This is a genomic window from Caldalkalibacillus salinus (genome assembly GCF_016745835.1).
In the GTDB taxonomy this organism is placed as follows: domain Bacteria; phylum Bacillota; class Bacilli; order Caldalkalibacillales; family JCM-10596; genus Caldalkalibacillus_A; species Caldalkalibacillus_A salinus.
Genome location: NZ_JAERVL010000022.1, coordinates 1 through 22,653 on the forward strand (window position 1 = coordinate 1; position 22,653 = coordinate 22,653).

22 protein-coding genes are annotated in these 22,653 nt (G+C 45.0%); 11 read left to right on the forward strand and 11 right to left on the reverse strand.

Translation table 11 applies throughout. From position 1 onward, the window contains the following. Nucleotides 1-405: 405 nt before the first annotated feature. Nucleotides 406-1,398, reverse strand: coding sequence for an ABC transporter substrate-binding protein (locus JKM87_RS13250; protein ID WP_202080853.1), 993 nt, complete (start codon nt 1,396-1,398; stop codon nt 406-408). 201 nt (nt 1,399-1,599) lie between these two features. On the opposite strand from JKM87_RS13250, the gene JKM87_RS13255 reads away from it, so the two are divergent. The 4 genes from JKM87_RS13255 to fhuF are packed head-to-tail and all read left to right on the forward strand — an operon-like array spanning nt 1,600 to nt 5,313. Then, on the forward strand, nt 1,600-2,610 hold the full coding sequence (locus tag JKM87_RS13255) for a FecCD family ABC transporter permease (protein ID WP_202080854.1): 1,011 nt from the start codon (nt 1,600-1,602) through the stop codon (nt 2,608-2,610). Continuing rightward, the gene (locus JKM87_RS13260; protein ID WP_202080855.1) at nt 2,607-3,662 is read left to right on the forward strand and encodes a FecCD family ABC transporter permease; all 1,056 of its coding nucleotides are present in this window, start codon (nt 2,607-2,609) and stop codon (nt 3,660-3,662) included. Before JKM87_RS13255 ends, JKM87_RS13260 begins: the two co-directional genes overlap by 4 nt. Nucleotides 3,663-3,681: 19 nt before the next feature. Continuing rightward, nucleotides 3,682-4,467, forward strand: a complete 786-nt coding sequence (locus tag JKM87_RS13265; protein WP_202080856.1) for an ABC transporter ATP-binding protein — start codon at nt 3,682-3,684, stop codon at nt 4,465-4,467. A gap of 39 nt (nt 4,468-4,506) precedes the next feature. Further along, nucleotides 4,507-5,313 (forward strand): siderophore-iron reductase FhuF, encoded by an 807-nt coding sequence (gene fhuF / locus JKM87_RS13270; RefSeq protein WP_202080857.1) that lies wholly within the window; start codon nt 4,507-4,509, stop codon nt 5,311-5,313. Between the two features lie 298 nt (nt 5,314-5,611). On the opposite strand, the gene JKM87_RS13275 is transcribed toward fhuF, so the two are convergent. From JKM87_RS13275 to JKM87_RS13295, 5 genes are all read right to left on the reverse strand, one after another. Next, entirely contained in the window at nt 5,612-6,772 is a 1,161-nt protein-coding gene (locus JKM87_RS13275; protein ID WP_202080858.1) for a mannitol-1-phosphate 5-dehydrogenase, read from the reverse strand. A gap of 1 nt (nt 6,773) precedes the next feature. Further along, nucleotides 6,774-7,211: a PTS mannitol transporter subunit IIA gene (locus tag JKM87_RS13280; RefSeq protein WP_202080859.1), complete on the reverse strand. Its 438-nt coding sequence runs from the start codon at nt 7,209-7,211 to the stop codon at nt 6,774-6,776. Between the two features lie 116 nt (nt 7,212-7,327). Further along, the gene (locus JKM87_RS13285) at nt 7,328-9,415 is read right to left on the reverse strand and encodes a BglG family transcription antiterminator (protein ID WP_202080860.1); all 2,088 of its coding nucleotides are present in this window, start codon (nt 9,413-9,415) and stop codon (nt 7,328-7,330) included. A gap of 73 nt (nt 9,416-9,488) precedes the next feature. Then, nucleotides 9,489-10,991, reverse strand: coding sequence for a PTS mannitol transporter subunit IIBC (locus tag JKM87_RS13290; protein WP_202080861.1), 1,503 nt, complete (start codon nt 10,989-10,991; stop codon nt 9,489-9,491). A gap of 314 nt (nt 10,992-11,305) precedes the next feature. After that, complete coding sequence (locus JKM87_RS13295) at nt 11,306-12,232, reverse strand: EamA family transporter (RefSeq protein WP_202080862.1); 927 nt, start codon at nt 12,230-12,232, stop codon at nt 11,306-11,308. 366 nt (nt 12,233-12,598) lie between these two features. Between JKM87_RS13295 and JKM87_RS13300 the strand changes: the two genes are divergently transcribed. The 7 genes from JKM87_RS13300 to JKM87_RS17935 all read left to right on the forward strand — a co-directional run bounded on the left by JKM87_RS13300 (nt 12,599) and on the right by JKM87_RS17935 (nt 17,161). Next, complete coding sequence (locus tag JKM87_RS13300; protein WP_202080863.1) at nt 12,599-13,036, forward strand: helix-turn-helix transcriptional regulator; 438 nt, start codon at nt 12,599-12,601, stop codon at nt 13,034-13,036. A gap of 172 nt (nt 13,037-13,208) precedes the next feature. Further along, the gene (locus tag JKM87_RS13305; protein ID WP_202080864.1) at nt 13,209-13,760 is read left to right on the forward strand and encodes a hypothetical protein; all 552 of its coding nucleotides are present in this window, start codon (nt 13,209-13,211) and stop codon (nt 13,758-13,760) included. Between the two features lie 221 nt (nt 13,761-13,981). Next, complete coding sequence (locus JKM87_RS13310; protein ID WP_202080865.1) at nt 13,982-14,359, forward strand: VOC family protein; 378 nt, start codon at nt 13,982-13,984, stop codon at nt 14,357-14,359. Between the two features lie 177 nt (nt 14,360-14,536). Further along, nucleotides 14,537-15,655 carry an amidohydrolase family protein gene (locus JKM87_RS13315; RefSeq protein WP_202080866.1) on the forward strand — a complete coding sequence of 373 codons (1,119 nt, stop codon included), beginning with the start codon at nt 14,537-14,539 and terminating at the stop codon, nt 15,653-15,655. Next, nucleotides 15,648-16,031 carry a Rieske (2Fe-2S) protein gene (locus JKM87_RS13320; RefSeq protein WP_202080867.1) on the forward strand — a complete coding sequence of 128 codons (384 nt, stop codon included), beginning with the start codon at nt 15,648-15,650 and terminating at the stop codon, nt 16,029-16,031. Before JKM87_RS13315 ends, JKM87_RS13320 begins: the two co-directional genes overlap by 8 nt. A 632-nt stretch (nt 16,032-16,663) precedes the next feature. Beyond that, entirely contained in the window at nt 16,664-16,957 is a 294-nt protein-coding gene (locus JKM87_RS17930) for a DUF1062 domain-containing protein (RefSeq protein ID WP_236838827.1), read from the forward strand. 63 nt (nt 16,958-17,020) lie between these two features. Continuing rightward, nucleotides 17,021-17,161 (forward strand): S4 domain-containing protein, encoded by a 141-nt coding sequence (locus tag JKM87_RS17935; RefSeq protein WP_336885181.1) that lies wholly within the window; start codon nt 17,021-17,023, stop codon nt 17,159-17,161. Nucleotides 17,162-17,433: 272 nt separating this feature from the next. Here the strand turns inward: JKM87_RS17935 and JKM87_RS13330 are convergent, their stop codons facing one another. From JKM87_RS13330 to JKM87_RS13350, 5 genes are all read right to left on the reverse strand, one after another. Further along, a complete protein-coding gene (locus JKM87_RS13330) occupies nt 17,434-18,651 on the reverse strand; it encodes an ROK family transcriptional regulator (protein WP_202080868.1) in 1,218 nt (405 codons plus the stop codon). A 176-nt stretch (nt 18,652-18,827) separates the two neighbouring features. Then, the gene (gene galE / locus JKM87_RS13335; protein WP_202080869.1) at nt 18,828-19,826 is read right to left on the reverse strand and encodes a UDP-glucose 4-epimerase GalE; all 999 of its coding nucleotides are present in this window, start codon (nt 19,824-19,826) and stop codon (nt 18,828-18,830) included. Further along, complete coding sequence (locus tag JKM87_RS13340; RefSeq protein WP_202080870.1) at nt 19,814-21,019, reverse strand: galactokinase; 1,206 nt, start codon at nt 21,017-21,019, stop codon at nt 19,814-19,816. The genes galE and JKM87_RS13340 overlap by 13 nt, the downstream gene beginning before the upstream one ends. Beyond that, entirely contained in the window at nt 21,016-21,999 is a 984-nt protein-coding gene (gene galT, locus JKM87_RS13345; RefSeq protein WP_202080871.1) for a galactose-1-phosphate uridylyltransferase, read from the reverse strand. The genes JKM87_RS13340 and galT overlap by 4 nt, the downstream gene beginning before the upstream one ends. Nucleotides 22,000-22,236: 237 nt before the next feature. Continuing rightward, on the reverse strand, nt 22,237-22,653 hold the full coding sequence (locus tag JKM87_RS13350; RefSeq protein WP_202080872.1) for a DoxX family protein: 417 nt from the start codon (nt 22,651-22,653) through the stop codon (nt 22,237-22,239).

The following is a 22,653-nucleotide window of genomic DNA, read 5'->3' on the forward strand; positions in this document are numbered from 1 at the left end:
TTCTTCTTCGTTGTTTGCGTCAGTTTCTTCTTCGTTGTTTACGTCAGCCTCTTCTTCGTTGTTCACATCTGCGTCTGCTGGCTCTTCTTGATCAGCAGCACACCCTGTTGCGAATGCGAAAGCACCTACTAGTGCTGCGAGTAAAGCAAATCTTTTTAGTTTTAACATGTGAAATACCCCCTAAAATTTGGTTCATGTTTTTTTGTGTTGCAATAACATCATATGCCCAAATTATGATCTAAATATTATCGTTGTGTGACACAAATGTGAACACCATACATTTCGTGCATAGGTCCTATTTTTGCTCAAAATACAGAAAATTTGGATGTGGTTCATTAGTTGCATAGTCGTAAAAATAAAGCTTCTGCCAATAGGGCAAAAGCTTTATTTCATTACACTGATCTATTATTCGAGAAAAAATGCATTGAGATCATCTAATAACAAGTTGGCTGCCAATACACCACCAGCTGTATTCCAAATCGTATCGCTCACTTTATGAACGTTTCCTTCTTGAACAACCTCGAGGTTCTGCCATAAAGGATCACTTGTCCACTCCTCTTCTGTACTAGTAGCCTCTCCCTCACCCGTTTCATAAGTGAAGTAGAAGAGAACATCCCCCTCCATTTCCGGAATCCGCTCTTTGGTTACTTCATCTGCAAACTCATCTTTATCCTGTGCTTCCGGCCTTGCAAAGCCAATTTGATCTAGAATAATGCCAGAGAATGTATCATTATAGTAAATCCTTGATTGACCAGCCATAAAACGTACAATTGAAATTTCAGTGTCTAACTGATCGGCCGCTTGTTCACGTAATGTCTCGATACGTTGGTCAAACTCATTCAGCACTTCGTTGCCTTTCTCTACCTTATTAAGGGCATCAGCATAAAGCTCAAAATTGATTTTCCAATCACCACGCAAACGATCAGAAAATACAGTAGGCGCCAACTCAGATAATTGACTATAAATGTTTTCTTGTCTCATTTTATTTCCAATAATAAGGTCCGGTTGCAAAGCCGCGATAGCTTCAATATTGACCTGACTCTCAAGGCCCACATCCTGTACACCTTCCATTTGCTCTTCAATATGCTCATACCACGGGTCACCTGTCCAAGAACGAACGGCCCCGACTGGTGTGACACCCATTGCCAATAGTGCCTCTGTACCCTCATTGGTAAGAATAACCACTCTTTTTGGCTCAGTTGGCACTTCTGTCTCTCCCATGGCATGTTCAACCACTCGCGTCTCTTCTTGGCTACCTGCATCTGGCGTATGGGTCTCTCCGTCTTCATCACTAGCGCCCTGACCACACCCAGCCGCTAACAGCAATAGCAGACCTAAGGTGAGTATTGTCAATACTGACCTGTTTCGTTTCAGCGTGTATGTACGCTTAAAGTTCATGATTCATCGCTCCTTTATTTTTTTATCTGATGAGATAAGTGATAATGATTATCAATTACAATGATAATAGTAATAGAGTTTTCGTTATCTGTCAATTATTATTTGATAATGATTCTCAAAGTCATTGACATTATGGCGCCTTGGGCTTAAAATTTTCTTAGATGAACGAAAGATAACAGTTCTGTTGGAAGGACACATGATATGTCATCTTTATTAAATAACAATTTACTTCGTACTTTAGGATTCGTTCTAACGATTGTTTTATTATTAGTCGCTATGCTTAGTAGCGTTGTATTAGGATATACCGATATTACTTGGAAAATGGCGGTTGAAGCGTACACTCAATTCGACCATTCTAATGAACATATTATTATTAAAGATACGAGGGTCCCTCGTGCCCTCATTGCAGCTGTGGTCGGTGCAAGCTTGGGCCTAGCTGGGGCGCTAATGCAGGCGCTCACTCGTAATCCATTAGCATCCCCTGGCATTTTTGGGATTAACGCTGGGGCTGGATTCTTTGTCGTCTGTGCTATTTCTTTTTTTTCTATGACGTCACTCGCAGAATTCACGTGGATGGCCTTTCTCGGGGCCGCCATTGCCGCTTCAGTGGTGTATGTCTTAGGATCTATGGGACGTGAAGGACTCACCCCTGTTAGGTTGACGCTAGCAGGTGCAGCCATTGCGGCCATGTTTTCTAGTCTAACCCAAGGCGTATTAGTCATGAATGAGCAAGCCTTAGACCAAATTTTATTTTGGTTGGCGGGCTCTATCGAGGGACGTAGTTTAGACCATCTACAAATGGTGATGCCCTATTTGTTGGTCGCTTGGATCGCAGCCTTACTTATAGGCAAACACATCAATGTGCTCTCAATGGGAGAAGACATGGCTAGAGGATTAGGGCAAAGAACGTGGCTGATCAAAGTATTATCAGCAATGATTATCATTATCGCTGCTGGGGGTTCTGTCGCTGTTACGGGCCCTATCGCTTTTATTGGCCTAGTTGTCCCTCATTTTGCCCGCTATGTCAGTGGCATTGATTACAGATGGGTTATTCCTTATAGTGCTCTATTTGGCGCCATTCTGCTGATCGTTGCCGATGTGGGGTCACGATTTATTATCATGCCTAAGGAAGTCCCCGTTGGGGTGATGACTGCCCTCATAGGCGTGCCTTTCTTCGTCTATATTGCACGTAAGGGGGCGAAACAGCTATGAAGAAATACATCCCCCTGAGACTCATGAAGGGCACATTGTCTTTCCTTATTAGTAAAAGATTAATCCTCATATTGCCGATTCTGTCGTTGGTGACGCTGCTGGTCATGGTCATTAGCACTGGTATGGGCGACATGAAGATAGGACCTGTTGACGTCGTGAAAGCTGTGATAGGCCAAGGCTCTGATATACACACTTTCGTTGTTCAAATTCATCGGTTACCACGTATCGTCGTCGCTTTTCTCGTCGGGGCTGCCCTCGCTATTGCGGGTGCCATTTTGCAAGGGATGATTCGTAATCCACTCGCTTCACCCGATGTCATTGGGATTACGGGAGGCGCTTCCGTCGCGGCCGTTACATTTCTCACGCTCTATAGTGATTCAGGTAACACGCTCACCATTAGTATTCATTGGCTTCCTGTTGCCGCTTTCGTCGGGGCACTCATCGCAGCAGCTCTCGTATATACTTTATCGTGGCATAGTGGGGTTACCCCCATTCGTTTGGTCCTCATAGGTATTGGTTTAGCGTTCGCTACTGATGCTTTAACGACACTCATGATCATTGAGGGGCCTTTATACTTAGCCACTCAGGCAACACTTTGGCAAACAGGTAGTGTTTATGCTTCAACGTGGCAGGATGTACAGGTGCTGTTGCCTTGGTTACTCATTTGCTTATTTATCGCCTTAATTGCTGCCAGACGATTAAATGTACTTGAAATGGGAGAAGACATCGCCAGTAGTGTCGGCAGTCATGTTCAACGTAACCGTTTGTTACTTTTGCTACTAAGCACCGCTTTAGCTGGTGCTGCGGTGTCAGTTGCTGGAGGCATAGGTTTCGTTGGTCTCATGGCTCCACATATAGCTAGGAGACTCATCGGTTCTTCATTTGGGGCCTTAATTCCCGTTTCAGCCATGATTGGTGGTCTGATCGTCATTATGGCTGACTTAGTCGCTCGAACAGCATTTTTGCCTTTAGATTTACCGGCTGGGATTTTCACCGCAGCCATCGGGGCACCGTACTTTATCTTTCTATTATTTAGACATAAAAATCTTTAATTTGGGGGAGGCGTTTTGAATGGAAGCATTAAAAGGCACATCTTTAACTTTGGGGTACGGGCAAAATACGATTATAGATGATCTCAATATCAGCATTCCTAAGGGCAAAGTCACAGTGCTCATAGGAAGTAATGGTTGCGGTAAATCCACTTTATTACGTTCACTGGCGCGTTTGCTTAAACCTGAGAAAGGGTCCATTGTCTTGGACGGCCTGGAGATCGCCAAGCTTCCAACGAGAGACATCGCCAAGCGTATGGCCATACTTCCGCAAAATCCCGTTGCTCCCGAAGGATTGACCGTTCTCCAACTTGTTAAACAAGGACGCTATCCCCATCAGAGCTGGCTAAAACAATGGACGGATCACGATGAAAAAGTGGTCACAGACGCCCTAGCTGCCACCCACCTACAAGATTTGGCTGATAGACCGGTGGATAGCCTCTCCGGTGGCCAGAGGCAACGTGCATGGATTGCCATGACGTTAGCTCAAGATACGGACACTATTCTACTAGATGAACCTACAACTTATCTCGATATTGCTCACCAGATCGACATACTAGATCTACTGTATGACCTTAACCACGAGGAAAACAAAACGATTGTCATGGTGCTTCATGATATTAATCTCGCTTGCCGTTATGCTGACCATATCGTTGCCGTGCATAACAAAGGCATTTATGCTCAAGGTGAGCCGAATGAGATTATTTCCCAAGAATTAATTCATCATGTTTTTGGTATGGACTCGCAGGTCACACACTGTCCTATTTTTGGTAGCCCGCTGTGTATACCGTACGGAAAAAAACGATAAAAGTCAGGCACATGATGACGTTTACTGAGGTGAAAGTATATGAGTTCAAACATCAGGCAGATACTACACACAAAGTTTCATACAACGGTCGCCTCGGGTACAACGATCACAGACCATGCTCAAGGTGAACATTCCGTTGCCGGTCCTTCCCTTATAGCTTCTGAACACTTTGACGATCTCATCGGCATACTGGACCGTACCATGGGACAACAATCCCCAAGGGTGAACTCTGCCTCCTTGTTCTCTAAATACTATGGTAACCTGATTAGTCTCCCACCTTTGTATATGGCCCTTCACCATGGTGTTGTCATAGACTTCCGTCTCCGTAACATAGTCTTGCAGACACCTTACGAGACTTGGAAGCCCCGCATTGTCTTGCGATCACTAGACGATATAAACGATGACCATGAACATGTTCATGGCGAGGACGCTTTACTATATAAGGTCATAAGACAAATATTCGGCCAAAATATGGCGCCTGTTTTCCACTTTCTGAGTGACACGTATGGTGTTAAACAGCGTCTATTATGGGATAATATTGCTTTCAGTATCCAATGGGCGTTTGAGACATGGGTCAACGACGCACACACGGTCGCCCAACGTACCGTTATCAGTAGAGCCTACGAACGATTGACAAGTGAATCGCCCACACTATTCGGTTTACCGGAATCTGAAATAAATCCGTTAGCCATCTCATGTCGTACAGTCCCCCACCCCCAAAACGAAAACGAACAGTTGAAGCTCCGTAAACAATGCTGTTTAAGATATAGCTTCCCGCAAGGACAGCGTTGCCTTACCTGCCCTAATATAAGTGAAGAAGAACGGAAAAGACTGCATAGCCAGTAAGGTTATGCTTTTTAATGTGGATGATATAACTAAGCACGATTTATTTTGCTTTTGCCAATCTGACATTCATGTCTTGAGAGATGTTATATATTCTTTTGACGAGACGAGGGTTCATCTACAAAAAAAAAGACTGTAGTTGTACCTTTCAGCACATCTACAGTCTCTTTCCCTGCAGGCCTGCATGAACCAAAAATGAAGCAGGCTTTTGTTATTGCCATTGCACATAAGTGTTTATAGCGTTGTGGCGCTTCTCGTCTTGCTTAGTTTCATCTTTGTTTAGTTTCATCTTGTTTATCCACTAATGCGAGGCTGTATAAACTTCTAAGACTTCCTGAACGAGCGGATGGTAAGGGTCTAAATCACTGACATCACACAGGGTTTCCTCCACACCGTGTTGTGCTATCATGTGTTGTAATCGTTGGGCTTCGTCATCCTGTTGAACATCAAAGCGTAACACTGCGGCAATCCCTTGTATAAGAGCGTCAGGGCTTTGTCCTTGCTCGATCAGCTGTTTGGCCGGTGAGATAAGACGGTCATGAGCACCTAATTTTCGTATAGGGCCTCGTCCCACTCGTTGGACTTCATCATGCAGGAACGGATTTTCAAAGCGCTGTAATATATTCGTTCTATACGCTTGCTGTTCGGTAGAAGAGAAGCCATGCTTGGTGACCAACAGTGATGCCGTTTCTTGTAGCGCCTTTTCCACTACTGATCTCACGTCACCATGCTGCATCACATCTTGAATGGTTGGTAGCCCTTGTACATAACCCAGATAAGCGGCCACAGCATGCCCAGTGTTGACGGTAAATAATTTTCGCTCGATATAGGCCTCTAAATCCTCAACCCATTTGACCCCTTCGATCGTGGGGGCTTCATTCTTCAGAGCGGAGCGATCGATGACCCACTCAAAGTAAGGCTCAACATAGACATCTACTGGACTTAGCTGGCCTTCTGGCTGATTAGGTACAATGCGGTCTACAGCTGCATTAGGAAAGGATACGTACTGGTCGATAAAAGATATCGTGTTTGGTTCATCCTGCAAGGCTGCATAGACCTCTTCCTTTAATTTGGCCGTACCGCCGATCATATTCTCACATGCCACAACGGTTAAGGGCTTCAGGTTGTTTTGCGCTTTTCTATGTCGAAGCCCCTCTGCCACCGTCTTGGCGATGATGGGCAGAACGTTAGGACCGACAGCTGTTGTCAAAAGGTCGGCTTTTGCAATCTGTTCCATCACCAGTGGTTGATCGTCTACACTGTGCAACACATCAAATCCACTAACCTGATGCGTCTCTTGATCATCATTGGCAAGTGTAACTTGATATGCTGTCTTCTCTCTCAAGGCGTTGATTAACGTGTCATTCACATCGACGAAGGAAAAAGTAAACCCGGATTGATATAACAAGCTCCCGATAAAGCCTCGTCCTATATTACCAGCGCCAAACTGTACGGCTAACATGTTACCCCTCCTCACTTAAAAGGGACAGTAACGCTTCAACAGAAGGAGCCGATACGAGTTTATTGACGTTTTCCTCGTCTGAGCATAGGATGGCGATTTTCTGTAACAATTCTAAGTGTTCGTTATCTTTACCGGCGATACCAAAAATAAGTTTGACGATATTTCCATCCCCAAAGTCTACTCCTTCAGGTAATTGTAAAATAGAAATGCCTGTTGACAGGACGTCTTTCTTCGCTTCTTCCGTTCCGTGTGGAATCGCAATACCATTTCCCATAAAAGTAGAGGAAATCTCTTCTCGCTCAAGCATGGCGTCAACATAACTGCTGTTCACATAATCGTGTTGGCTTAACAGGTCACCCGCTTGACGAATCGCTTCTTCTTTCGTTTGCACCTTTCCATTTATCACGATTAAATCCTTGTTTAGCCTATCTGTTAACATATGGTTCCCCTCCATGATTGTGTATGGTTTCTTTGTTGAATGGTTCTTATTTCGATCGACTTATCTATTATGTCTTTAAAAGATTAACCCACTCACTTAATGGGTAAAATGGATCATCATTTGGACTTAAGTTTTTGCTGCAGAAATCCCTCAAATTGATGAGCCATAAAGCGTTTTATCTCTTCGTAGGTCCCTGCCTGAAAAATTTCGCGTTCCTCCGGTTCAATGAATAACGTAGAGAAATAACTTAGAACCTCCATCTGTTCCTTGGTTACCTGCCTAGGAGAAAGGAGCAGGACAAGATGTTTTAAAATAATCCTTGTATCATCCATCGCTTTGATGGAGATCTCATTCTCCAACTCAAACATCACAATCGTTGGATCGGTGACTGTATCATCCCGCGTATGATAAAGACCGATCGTTGAGGACGGAATACCCAGTCCACCTACTCCCTGCCGCTGTAGCAGGCGTTTGTGTAAACGTTGAGCGTCAGTCACGAATCCTTTTTGTTGCACATAATGACAAGCTGTCCTTAGCACTTCATCTACGGTTTCTCCCTTAATCCCTTGGATATATTCAAATCTTTTAAGCAAATCGACGATCGTTGTCGAGTAGATGGACATCCTTAACACGTTATTTTCTGATTGATCCTGTGTCTCTTTTGGATTTGGGAGTGCCTTACTTGGTTCTACCTTTGTTTTGGTCTGAATCGCCGTTTTGAGCTTGTGTACATCTCGATCTGTGAGAAATGGATTCACAAGAATGATGTCATCTCCTTTATCGGATATCTCCACAGTGGAAATCATGAGATCATACGATGTGGTATCCAAATCCTGTAACTCAAACATGGACACATTATCGATATGCTGTATACCGGGTATCTCTTTTTGCAAGCGCATGGCGAGCATTTTGGATGACCCGATGCCACTTGAACAGATCAAGAGGACATGAAGCTTTTGTTTAAGCTTTTCTTGCTCTATCGCAGAGCCAAAGTGCATGACGAGATATCCAATCTCTTCTTCAGGAATGACAAGAGGGTCGAAAGCGTGTATGACCCCTTCTTTTAGAATATCGTACAAATCTGTGTATCGCTGTTGCACACTTGTCAGTAATGGGTTGTGAATACGCATGCCCTGCCGAATTCGGTACAACGCTGGTTCAATATGGGCTAATAGACCTTGGTACAGAGACTCATTCTGGGTCAGGTCGATATTGACGCGTTCACTGACATAGCGAATGAGTTGTTCTAATTTTAGATGGATGGTGACATCTTCCGTTATTCTTGTATACCGCTCAGTGCCAGGTTTGGCCCCTCTTAACTGCATAGCTAAGAAGATACGTTCATCTTCAAGGGGGGTCATAGCCTCTAGACTTTTGTCTAATTCTCCAAAAATGGTTGAGGCCACCTGATACTCCATTGACTCCATAACGGTGTCTTTCTCAGTTTCAGGCAAATGCAAATGCTGGTCTTGCGCTTGTCGCCTAAGACTAAGGGTTGTTTGAACGATGAGACTCAGATAAGCACTATCCGCCAATGAATAAGGGAGCTGCTTTAGACTATGGTCAAAAACACCTTTGACTTCCTGCATTTCATACAAATTCAGCACGCCTATTAAACGTTTGGCCGTTTCACTTGTGAAATTGGGAATGTCTTTGCTGTGCAAGAGATCGAATAGAACTGGCTCTTCAAAGTGCTGGACGTACAAACTTTCTAGTGCTCTCCGTTTAGATAATTCCTCTCCTTGGAGCGCAATTCCAAATCCCCTACGTCGGATAATCTGTAGGTTGTACGGGTGTAACCATGAGGCCACATGATCTAAGTCATGACTCACTGTGGCCGTCGTGACACCTAGTTCATGGGCCAGTCCTATTAGTTTGACGGGCTCCTGCCTGTCTAACAGGGTTAATAGTAAAAGCTCCTGACGTTCATGAGGCGTATAGTCTTGGTGGGTTGAGCTCCTGATCGCCTCATGTAGCCTTCGTTTGTCCTGATTTGCCCCCTTGATGCTGAGACCAACCCCTGCCTGTCTGTCAAGATTCAAGTTATATGCATGTAACCGTTGCTCCACACTAGGGAGGTCTCTGTGAACGGTGCGTTCACTGACCTCCAAAGCGTTGGACAGTTCACTTACTGTGCTAGGGTGATCTTTCGTGAGCAAGTGGTCGAGTATGAGTCTTTCTCTTGAAGACAAGTACATGGTCATGGTGTTCATCCACCTCTTTTACCGGCTTTATATTATAGGATGCCTAGGGTGTCTCCATTCATGTCATCCATGATTACTCTGACTGTAATCTTTGTACAAGCTTGTCATACTCTGGGCTATTTAAGAAGTTTTGAACAGAGATATGCTCAGCTTGTGGTACGCGTTGTTTGGCACGATCTGTTAGGTCTTTGTGCGTCACAACAATATCGGCATCCGCCGGTATTTGGCTAACGGAGGTGTTCGTGACCTCAATGCCTAAGCCAGCTTTTTTCATCTTATCCTTCAAGATACCGGCTCCCATCGCACTAGAACCCATCCCTGCATCACAAGCAAAGATCACTTTATTCACATCTTCTTTCGCTTTGACTTGTACCTGAGCATCATCACTGTCTTGATTCTGAGCGTCTTGAGCTTCATTCAGATCCTGTTGTGCTGTTGTCCCGTTCTGCTCTTCTTTCGTCAGCGCTTGGGACACTCGACTCTTCTTCCCTTTCATTTCTTCCATCTTTTGCGTGGCACTTGTCATATCGTCGTCCTCAAATTGGCTTCGTTTTAAAATGAGTGCAGAGATAACGAAGGACACAGCGGTCGCCACTAATACTCCAGCTAGTACACCGATATAGCCACCTCGAGGCGTCATCGCCATTAAAGCGAAGATACTTCCTGGTGAAGGCGTGGCCACAAGTCCAGCTTGGAACATGGAGAACGTGAAGACCCCACTCATGCCCCCTGCAATGACAGCCACGATCAATAAAGGCTTCATTAGAACATAAGGGAAGTAAATTTCATGAATGCCTCCGAAGAAATGAATAATCGTTGCCCCAGGTGCAGATTGTTTGGACATGCCCTTTCCGAATAGCATGAACGCGAGTAACACACCTAATCCTGGTCCTGGGTTTGATTCAAGTAAGAACAGGATGGACTTGCCTGTTTCAGCCGCTTGTTTTACGCCTAAGGGGCTTAAAATCCCGTGGTTAATCGCATTGTTCAGGAATAATACTTTGGCTGGTTCAATGAAAATACTTGTTAAAGGTAGAAGTCCTACACTAATAATTGCTTCTACTCCTGCAGCGAGACTCTGTGTAAGCGCCACGACAACCGGTCCCACCCCAATATAGGCAAGGATGGCTAGGGCGGCTCCTAAAATACCCGCAGAAAAGTTATTCACTAGCATTTCAAAGCCTGAACGAATCTTTCCTTCCACGCGTTTGTCAAAGGCTTTTATGACAAACCCACCGATGGGACCCATGATCATAGCACCGAGAAACATCGGTATATCTGCCCCTACAATCACACCCATCGTAGCCGTGGCCCCAACGACGCCGCCTCGAAGGTCATAAACGAGTCGTCCACCCGTAAAGCCGATGAGCAATGGTAATAAATACGTGATCATCGGACCAACGAGTTCTGCTAAGCCTTCATTGGGCCACCACCCTGTTGGTATAAACAGAGCCGTAATAAGTCCCCAAGCGATAAAAGCCCCAATGTTGGGCATAATCATACCGCTTAGATAACTGCCAAAACGCTGTATCTTAGCTTTCCATTCTTTATTGTTTTGCTGCTGCGTTTGTGCCATTATAGCTCCCCCTTTTTTCTCTCTAAATCAACTTCTGCAAGTATGACGCATCGTGTGCATGTTTGTGCACCATCTTGCCCATCTTGCCCTTAATTCCATAGTAAAAGGGGAACGGCCATATCTCAAGGAAATGAAAACGCATTCTCGTCAGAGCGCTCACTGACATTTGTTAATATGGAAAAAGTTTTCTGTGTCGAATGGGTATGGGTTAGTCAAGGGTATTAGAATAAACGCATTGATTCGCAGCGATTAGGAAGGAAAGGGGGCTCAAACATTGCAGGTCTAGCATCTAAAAAAGCACAATCCTACACGGATTATGCTTCACAATCGCTTTTAGCATGCGTATCGGCCCTGCTATCAGCTTTATTCGTGTTTGTTCCCGTCTTAGGCGTACGTTCAAAAGACAACAAACCTAATCCTAAAAAGAGAAGAAAAATGCCACCCCAGGCTAGAAGGGTGAGGACTTCCCCAACAATGAACACCCCAAGCATGGCGGCCGTTAATGGCTCAGCCAAGGCCAGCGTCACTGCCGTAGAAGCCGGAACGCCTAACAAACCTTTTGAAAACAGAAGATAAGCCACAGCAGTAGCGAAAACGCCCAAGTGTAAGGCTACCGCAATACCCTGTCCTTGCAGCACCCAGCTAAGGTCAAACAAGAATAATAAAGGGGAGAGTATGATGGCACTAAGTGTAAATACCACGGCTACGGCTGCCTCCGGTGGATGGTGTTCAATCAGTTGCTTGTTCATAAAAGTATATACGGCAAAAGACAACCCAGCGCCTAATGCCAATAGTACGCCTAGAGGAGAGACACTCACGTCCTGTTCAGTGGTGAATAACAATAGACACCCTATAATGGCTAGCACCGTCGCTAACCACCATTTTTTATCGGGCACCCGTCCCTTAAACAACCACTCTAGTACGCCAGCCAGTATCGGAGCACTGCCAATCCCTACAACGGTACCAATAGCGACACCTGTCACAGCCACCGCTGAAAAAAAGAACGGCTGGTAAGCAGCCATACTGATCGCCGCTATGCCCGTGGCCGAGAGGGGCCAGCCCTTTAAATTTAAATGTCCCTGTATGTACACGAGTACGAGCAAGACGAGGCCACCGACAGCCAAACGCATGGCGCCGACGGCTACAGGATGTGCTTCTGGCACAAACGTCTGAGCCGTACCTGTCGTCCCCCACAACATGGCGGCAAATAAAACGAGTAATACAGATAGATAATGTTTCACTTTACCCCTCTCCCCCCTGTACGGTTCATTTCTTTCCGCTTATGACAACCCCTTATAGACAATCCGCAGCAAAACGACAGACTCAATACCGATGAGATCACAATGACGTCCTATTTACCACTTTTATTGTTGATCATGTCTGACACTTTCTAAGGATTATATCATAAATGAGAGAGGTTACCGACATGTTTTACTATAGTCTTCTTCCCTCTTCAATTTCTTTCTGTAGTTGTTCAGCTTCATCTTTTGTGATGTCTCTATCTCTCCACAGTACCACGAAAAAGCCCTCCTTTCGTGTTCGAATAATTGAACGTATTTCCGCATAATATGTTGTATCTAACAAAAATGTGTGCGGGGTGAATCCAAATGGCATCAGAGAAGGTCACGTTACAAATTGAACTGCAACAGGACACATACCATAAAATCCTGAAATTACTCCATGTCCAATCATATATCTTAAAAACGGATGACAATGTGACACCGGAGGATTTTTGCAAGGCGTCGATCAGTCATTTGTTAAAAATTTTACTTAATAGCCCTACGCCTGAAATAAAACAGCATGTCCAACAGTACCTGCCCCTGACCAGTGATCTTCCTCTCAAGAATCGTTTTGCAACCTACGTTGATCAACTGGGAATATCGCGGAATCGCTTGGCGAAACAATTGGGCATCAGTAAAGGCACTTTAAGTGGGATCTTGTCCAACAAACACCAACCTTCATTGGATGTGTTCATTAAGCTTTATATACTCCTAGGTTGTCCAGATTTTAACGATATATTATATCGCGAGGGGGAGACAGAATGATGATCGATCGTGTCGGTAAGCCCATAGGTATCGTAAGGCTGCTTAAGATTAGGGACAAACTGTTCGGAGTTTTGATCACTTTTTTGTTCAAAACGTTGGTCATAGGACAAACTTCCCCTGACATATATTGGTCTTAAGAAAGCAACTTCAGCCCAGAAAGTAGGTGAACGTGATGCTTAACCGAACGAAGACCATCAGTTTAAGGCGTTTTTTAAGGGTTAGGAATGGTCCAGAAGATAAACGTTCTTATCACATCCAACGTCTGTTTAACATCCAACGTCGATTCATTTCTAGCTTCTCCAAGGGACGGGAGTGCCATACATCGCCTCAACGTCCCAGATTTAGCACATTCATGCAGGCCTTGACTATCATCATTTCACTGTTTGTGATGATCGCTGCGACGATAAGTATGACAATGCCCGCTCATGCCACTGAGCAATGGGTCCCTTCCGCTACAGATCAGAAGGCTGGAGACATCCTGCCAGCGGAGTTACACACAAGGTTTGGTGATATGCAAATGTTAGGGCTCTCTCTCACATCTTCATTAGCCATACTGTGTCTCATGCTCGCAGGCGCATTTCGAATGTTTGGCATGCATGGTCAAGCGGACGTCTGGACGCAAGATATTCTAAAAGGATTATTACAGGTCATCGGTGCGCCCATCTTGGTGGGCTTATTAATCACTTTCTCCCAAATCATATCCTCATTCACCTCAACGCTATAAACAAACAATCACTCACTTGTCAACAAAGGGCACCCCATGCGGTGTCCTTGTTTAGGTTTAAAATATTTACAGAGGGGTTCTATCCATATAGGAGATAGGTCTGCTCAGTGGCTAAGACTTAAAGTATCCGTACATTAAAACCAATCGAGCTTTTAATGTTGCCTTAATCATGATTAAATGTTGGTAAATAGATACGATGAACAGAGAGGAGTTGTACATTTATGTACGAAGGCATCCATCACGTTTCGTTGCTGGTCACAGACATCAAACGGGCTAAGCATTTCTACGGACATATACTGGGGATGAAGGAGAGTCCTGCACGACCTGACTTCGATTTTCCAGGGGCTTGGTATGATCTCGGTCATACTCAAATTCATCTTATTGTGCATGAGAAAGGTAAAACGTTACGTGGCACCACTGAGCTCGATACTCGAGATGGTCATTTGGCGATACGTGTCAATGACATAGAGGCGCTGATTACGACATTAAAATCACACAACGTTGAGCTGCTAGACAAACCAGATAATGCGACTGAGTGGCACCAAGTGTTTGTCACTGATCCTGATGGCAACCTCATTGAGTTTAATGCCGTAAAATGAAAAATTGCCACTGACGCTCACTGGGTTTCACTGACTTTCACTGAACGGGCTGAGTTCAGTTGCTCGCCTCTCACGGACTTTGGCTCTGATTAAAAGTGCATGGTAAGATGTGGTTAAAACGGCTAATGACACTGATCATAAAAATGACAGATAGTGATATAAAGGAGGTTTGACGTCATGGCAGTTACATCTTATCAAGCGGAACAGAAATCTAACCAAAAGAAGCTCAATCTCATCGATACCGACATACACGAACGGGTCATGTATGAAGATCTACTCGCTTACTTAGATCAACCCTATCGCCGGTATATTACGGACTGTCACTGGCTACAGGAAAAACACATGCCCTATACCCAACCGGCTGTCGCTGGTGTGGATCGGGCCGATGCTATCGTCCCTGACGGTCGACCGGCTGGAAGTGACCTAAGCTTCATGCAGGAGCAACTCTTAGATGCTTGTGGGCACCAAGCAGGCATCTTAACAGGTGCTTTGGACCCTTCTCCGTCCTCCATGCATGGCTGGTATGAAATGGCTACAGCATTGGCCACGGCGTATAATGACTGGCAGATCGAAAACTGGCTGGAAAAGGATGAACGCTTATACGGCTCCGTTCATATCGCAGCTCAAGACCCTCAAGCGGCCGTACGGGAAATAGAACGTGTGGGGTCACACCCTAAAATGGTACAAGTCTTGTTACCCATCGATGATATCATGTGGGGCGACCCGTATTATCATCCCATTTTCGAAGCGGCTCAGCGACATGATTTGATGATCGGGATGCACCACAATGAACCTCCCGTGTATTATGGCAAGTGGCCGAGATATTTCATCGAGTGGCATACGTTGATACCAACGGCTCACATGAACCAAGTAACTAATATGGTGTTTAACGGGGTGTTTGAGAAGTTTGAGGGTCTAAAACTGATGATGATTGAAGGTGGCTTCACGTATGTGCCTTTTCTCATGCGTAAAATGGACCAGCAGTATAAGGATTTACGTCATGAGGTTCCGTGGGTTAAACGAATGCCAAGTGACACCATTCGAGAGCATATTTGCTTTACCACTCAACCCCTTGAAGAAATGAACAAGAAAACGTTTCTAGAGGTCTTAGATCAAATGGGAACAGATGACATTGTTTCTTTCTCAACGGATTACCCTCATTGGGACTACGATTCTCCATTTGAAGCGTTGCCTCCTAATCTAGACGCTAATTTGCAACGCAAACTATTTTACGAGAACGCCCTACGATTCTACCCTAAGCTCAAAGGGTTGGCGGGAGGTGTGTCTCATGAATAAGAACGCACTCGCAGATACAAAAAGAGAGGTCGTGTGCCATCAGGATGATCTGCAACCGGGTCAGATGCTAGAGTATACGTTCGGCCGGCATCCCGTCGTGGTGTGTCGTGCTGAGGATGGCCGATTCTTCGCTTTCCTCAATCGATGCATACACCAGGGCGCACCGTTGTCCAAGGGTAAGTTATGTGGGGCCACAGCTCCGACCTCGAATATCGGAGAGTATCGTTTTGAGAAAGAAGGAGACATCCTTCGCTGCCCTTGGCACGGAAGAGAATTTGATATTAAGAACAGTGGCTGTATGCTCGCTCAGCCTAAGTACAAGCTCAAGTCATTCAAGGTCACTGTAGAGGATGAACATGTCGTCATTTATCGTTAGTGTCATAAATAAAAGGTTCTACGTCTAATCTTGGAGTAAGGAGCGCAAGCTCCGTACTCCCATGATGCTAACAAATAGACATTTTACTCGTTATGAACACCATTATTTTGACAGGAGAAAAGCCGGAGTTTAATTAGAGTGAAAGCTGGAAAATCGCCTCGATTAATGAAACAACTTGGGAAAAGTTTCAAGAGGATCTCCGGAGAGAGTACAACACACTGATCGAAAAGCCTGTTTTGCTTAACGATAATAGTAATGAGGTGTTGGAGGAAGCACTCAGCTCTTTAGCACATTCTGCATACCATCTCGGGGCAATCAGACAAATGGTAAATGTGCTAAAGAGAGTACTATTTGGAAAGAAAGGACTCTAGGTACCCTTATGCCAACATATTCTTTGTAATGGACAACAAATCGGATAGTTACTCCGAGGAGGCTGTTTTAAAATGGAGCAGCTGAAGCGGGGGTAGTATGCCCATTTACCATTGCAAAGGAACGTAACAATCATCTGTAGTATACACAGAGGTTCCCTAATATGATTCTGGGGATCTCTTTTTATTTGATCAAAAACTTCATGCTGCAAGACATCCAAATAGTCTGTTATGTTCCTTTATCTAAAAACAGAGGTGAAGGAAATGCAGATCAAACAAATAACCTGGAATCTTAATGATACGAATAACGACACAACCGAACTACGCCATTGCAGTAATTGTGGTAAAACCGTACCTTTTACAGATACGATGATCCGCCGCCACAACGCCAACGGAAAAAATATTTACAGGTTTGCAATTTATAAATGTGAAAAGAACCACACTTGGAACAAGAAACTTGAAATCTACCGGACCTACACTGGTCATGCAAGAGTAGTGGAAGAAAGGAATTCACAACCGACCAAGATATCTAAAATTCTGATCGAACAACTTGTATAAGAAGGCATAGAGCAAATTCAAATCACTCTTTTAGGAGTCACAGGGAGCTTTCGCCTCGATAAGATTCTCTCAGAACAAATCGATGAGTGGAGTCGGACAGAAATCGTGAAACGCATCCTGGACGGCAAGATCATCGTTAATAACAGAAAGACGAAGCCATCGACGAAATTGAAACAAACCGATTTAATTTGTATTCTTCTGTAAGATAGAAAGCTCTTAGCAATGACGCTAGGAGCTTTTTATTTGAAAATGGTATTCCTTCTACCTCGAGAACCCATCGTCTAACCATCGAATGGTCAGTTCCTAATGCTATCGCAATTGTTTTAACCCATACCTTCTTTATGATATAAATCTACAGCCTTTTTCATAAATTCAATATCATATATTTCCTAATTTTCCCGATAAATGTTACTATACGGCTTACGACTTTTCAATGATAAGACTTTAGACAATAGAAAAGGTTAACCCACCGTGGGTTAACCTAAGTTCGGTTGTTTGAATATGTGCTTCAATACCAGGGTAGCGGCCCCGATTGGACCCACACGGTCATGTAAAGGCGTGGTTTCAATGGACACCTTGCTCGCAGGTACTTCCATTGCTCTTACCAAAGCGGTATGGATCAATGGCTCTAACAACATCTGCCCTGCATTGGAGACGCCACCACCAATAATAATCTTTGCAGGATTGAATATGTTAATCAAGTTCGCTATGCCGATGCCCAGATATTTGCCCGTATCCTCAATGATCTGTCTACAAAGCGGATCTCCATCGACCGCTTCCTCATGTATGATCTTAGCCGTAATCTCATCTAGCTGATCATTCACACGTTTAGTGAGACGCGTTTGAGCGCCATCGTTTATGGCTTTGACCGCCCGTTTGGCAATGGCGGGACCCGCTGCCATGACTTCTAAACACCCATGGTTACCACAGTTACATTGCGGACCATCCTCTACAACTGTGGTGTGCCCAATTTCCCCAGCACTCTCACTGATGCCACGGTAGACCTCTTCCTGTAAGACGATACCCGCGCCAATCCCCATACCAACATTAATAAAAATGAAGTTATCGACGTTCTGACCGTGTCCAAACCAGCTTTCGCCTAATGCCATCGCGCGTACGTCATTATCTAGATAGGTGGGAATATCAAAAGTTTGCTCTATGATCTCCTTCACGTGGACATCACGAAGACCAAAGTTAGGGGCAAAGACAGCCACACCTTCTTCGGCGTTCACGAGCCCATGCATACCGACCCCAATCCCCATAAACTTGTCAGCTTTGACTCGCGATGATTGCATACATCTACGGATGGTTTCAACGACAACATCCATGATACGATCACTGGACACATGCTGTAATGCTGAAGATGACTCTACCACCACATTGGCCATCAAGTCCGTTACGACGACGGATACCTTTGAAACCCCCACATTGACGCCGATCACATAATACGCTGTAGGGTTTATTTGCAGGTTAATCGCTTTACGACCACCGGTTGAATTCATCCGTTCACCTTCAACCACCATACCCGTGCTTAATAAATCTTTGACTAAATTTGTAACGGTTGGTGGTGTTAATTTCGTCATCTTAGCGATCTCAGCTCTGGAGATAGGCCCATGTGTACGGATAATATCTAAGATGAGCGTTTTGTTCATCTGCTTCATGAGCTGGAAACTGCCCGTTACCATTTTATCCATTGCGTTCACATCCAATTAATCATACATTTTAAATATCGTTATTATATCAATTGGAACGACAAAAGCCTAGCGATTGCCCTCTTATATCAATGACTAAAGCAGACAAAACAAGCGTGATGATAGATGTCTCGGGATGGAAGGAGGTTGCATTTGCGCCGTTACGACGATCGTTAAGGTTACGATTGGACCTCTCGACGATAACCGTTGGGGTGAGCCTGATGCCATTTCCAAGCCGTTTCAAGCATCGCTTCGAGGCTGTTATACTTTGGCTGCCAGCCGAGCTCACGCTTAATTTTATCCGAAGAGGCAATCAAAACGGGGGGATCCCCAGCCCGCCTTGGGGCCACTTCTGCCGGGATAGGGTGTCCTGTCACCTTTCTAGCATGTTCAATGACTTCTTTTACCGTGAAGCCTTGACCATGACCTAGGTTATACGCTGTACTCGGGCCTCCTTCTCTGAGATGATTTAAGGCTAGCCAGTGGGCGTTAGCTAAATCCATCACGTGGATATAGTCTCGGATACAGGTGCCGTCTCGCGTGTCATAATCTTCACCAAAAATATGAATGCGTTCCCGTTGACCTAAAGCCACCTGAAGAATGATCGGAATAAGATGGCTTTCAGGTGTGTGATCCTCCCCGATATGGCCTTTTGGATGCGCTCCGGCCACATTAAAGTATCTGAGGCATACGGATTGGAGTCCGTATGCCTGCCCACACCAAGCTAACATGCGCTCAATGGCTAATTTGGTTTCGCCGTACGGGTTTGTTGGGATTTGGGGGTCCGTTTCCGTGATCGGGGTTTGTTCTGGCACCCCGTATGTGGCAGCCGTAGAGGAAAAAACGATCTTTTTTACGTTGTGTCTGATCATGCTACGAACCAGTGTATGTGTGGCCACAACGTTATTCTCATAGTAGTCTAAGGGCTTCTCCACGCTCTCCCCCACCAAAGAGTGCGCGGCAAAATGCACGACAGCCTCGATGTTGTGTGCTGTGAAAATCTCTGCTAGCAACGCTTCGTCTCTCATATCTCCTCGATAAAAAGTCCCTCCTACAACCGCATCTTGATGTCCTTGATAGAGGTTATCTAGGATAACGACCTCTTCCCCTTGGTCGATCAATTCTGCGACAGTATGACTGCCGATATAACCTGCTCCTCCTGCCACTAAGACGGCCATTGCACTACCTCCTTCGTGATTTCTCTTGCTCCGTCACCGATATCAAAAGCGTATATACTAGGGGAGTAGCCAATCTCCTGATTATACACTATCGTCACGGTTTCTCTGAACTCATCTATGGCATCCTCAGCCACAAGGCTCACTGTACAACCGCCAAAACCGGCCCCTGTCATTCTCGTTCCTACACAGCCCGGTACCTGACGTGCCGCACGATATAACGAGTCTAACTCTGCTCCGGTGACTTCATACAAATCTCTCAGCGACTCGTGAGATTGATACATCAGCTCTCCAAATGAAGGGATAAGGTGACTTTGCAGGACCTGTTTGGCCTGCTTGACGCGCTCATTCTCATGAATAACATGGGCCACACGATTGGCAATGGTCGCATCATGGATGACGTGTTTGACGTTCTTCCATTCCTGTATGCCTATTTCTCCTAAATGCTTTTTGCCTGGTAACTGCTGTTGAAGGATTTTAAGGCCATCCTCACACTCTTGACGTCGTTCATTGTATTTGGAATCCCCTAATCCTCTCTTTTTATTTGTGTTAGACACGACGAGCTTATATCCATCAAGCGCAAGGGGGACATGCTCATACTCTAAAGTGCGACAGTCTAAGAAAATGGCACGGTCCTTAGCACCCATAGCGACAGCAAACTGGTCCATAATCCCACAGTTTACACCCACAAAATGATTTTCGGCCCTTTGAGAGAGTTGGGCTAAATCAATATTGTTATATTTCAAGTCGTAGATTGTATTCATGGCCAGGGCGGTGACCACTTCTATCGCTGCTGAGGAAGACAAACCTGCGCTATTAGGGAGGTTGCCGTAAAATAACATATCAACGCCTGAGAACGAACAGCCATCCTTAAGCAGTTCACTGATGACGCCTTTAGGGTAATTAGCCCAATCATCCTCTTGATGATAAGCAATGTTTGAGGCCCGACACGTTACACGCTGCTCGAAATTAAGAGAGGCAAAGTTAAACGTCTCATCTTTTCTGGGACGAACGAATGCCCAAATGCCGTAGGTTAAGGCTGCGGGAAAAACGAATCCGCCATTGTAATCCGTATGTTCACCGATCACATTGACTCGCCCAGGCGCAAAAAATAGCCGCACCTCTTCCGGTTGCCCCCCGTAAAGTTCGATAAACTTCTGTAGATAAGTGTTATGTGTCCTTGCTTGACTGATCATACGGAAAGCCCTTCCTTTTTCAAAAACTTGTGGTAAGCCTCACGTAATTGTGGGGCCGTGTCTTCTACAGCTGTGGGGTTACAAGGCGCCCAGGCCCCCGTCTCCGATGAGGCATTGTACTTTATCTTCCCTTTATCTCTTAGTGGTGTGTAAAACTCAATATGGAAATGATAGACATCCTCATAATTCTTGCCGTCGACAGGACGTTGATGCAAGCACATCATATATGGAAATGGTTCATCGAATAAACAATCCATGGCGCCAGTGGTATGTTTTAAGATTTGGGCTAAGCTTCTCTTCTCCTCTGCATTAAAGTCGGGGAGCGCCGTTTTGTGACTTTTGCTGACGATGAATACCCCGAACGGATAGTCTGTAAAAAAGGGTAAGTAACAGATGAAATGCTCATTCTCCATGATGATGCGCGATTCTGCTTGTTGCTCTTGCTCGTTCATATCACAGATGAGGCAGCGTCCCGTTTGTTCATGATGTGCTGTACAAGACTCAAGCTCTGTTCTTAGCTTGAGAGGCACATAGGGGTAAGCGTATATCTGCCCATGCGGATGTGGCATCGTGACACCCACTTCTTCTCCCCTATTTTCAAATATCATGACGTATTCGTTCTTAGGATCGCGTCCTAGTGTTTCAAATCTCTCAGTCCATAACGCAATGAGTGCTTCAATATGATTGATGGGCAGTTGTGGTAACGACGTGGTGTGTTCGGGAGAGTATAGGATGACCTCACATTTACCGTACGCCTCTCTCACCTGGTAAAGCTCAGTGGCAACATCATCCGGTTGTGGTGGCTCAGGAGACAACGCAGGAAAATCGTTATCATATTTGTGCACCGTGTAGTTCTCTGGTACTTTACCGGAGCCAGGACAAAAGGGACAAAAGTTCTTGGGCATATGAGGACGGTGTTGTCGCTTGGAGGCGACCATTGTCCAATCCCGTAACAAAGGATTATATCGAAGCTCTGCCATAAATCCACTCCACCTTTTTGTTTATTTTTTAATTTAATTAAGTATTGTTACTGTTATCTTACAGAAGTCGGGTAAGATTGGCAACACTTTTGACTCATTTTACCTATTTTTAATCACATCCTATTAATAAGGGCTATTTAAAAGTACAAAAAAAGCCCTGGCACGTTGGTCGGCCAGGACTCTCTATTATATCGCAGCTAGATCACGTCGTTAGACTGCGTAAGGTTGGTGCTATATTTAGCTAGAGATTGTGGACTGTTTTTCGCGGGTAAAGAAATGGTCTAGTGAAAGCATACGGCTCCCTGTCATGGCCATTTGAACTGAAACGGCTAGTAGCAGAAGATCTAATTCATATCCCCCGCTTGTTTCATTGCCTAAAAGACCCGCATCCCACTTCACGATCGTGATCGCCCCAACCATGATGATCGCAAACAGGACTCCGACTACTCGTGTACCTAGACCTAGCAGCATGGCAATCCCACCGATCATTTCAATCGGCCCTACAATGTAAGCGAGCATCCCCGGTACTCCTAAACTTTCAAAGAATCCGGCTACATTACCCAGACCCATCTGGAATTTTTCCACTCCGTGCACTAAGAACGTCAAACCTAAAACAATTCTTACAATAAATAAACTGATGTCTGTTTTATTCAT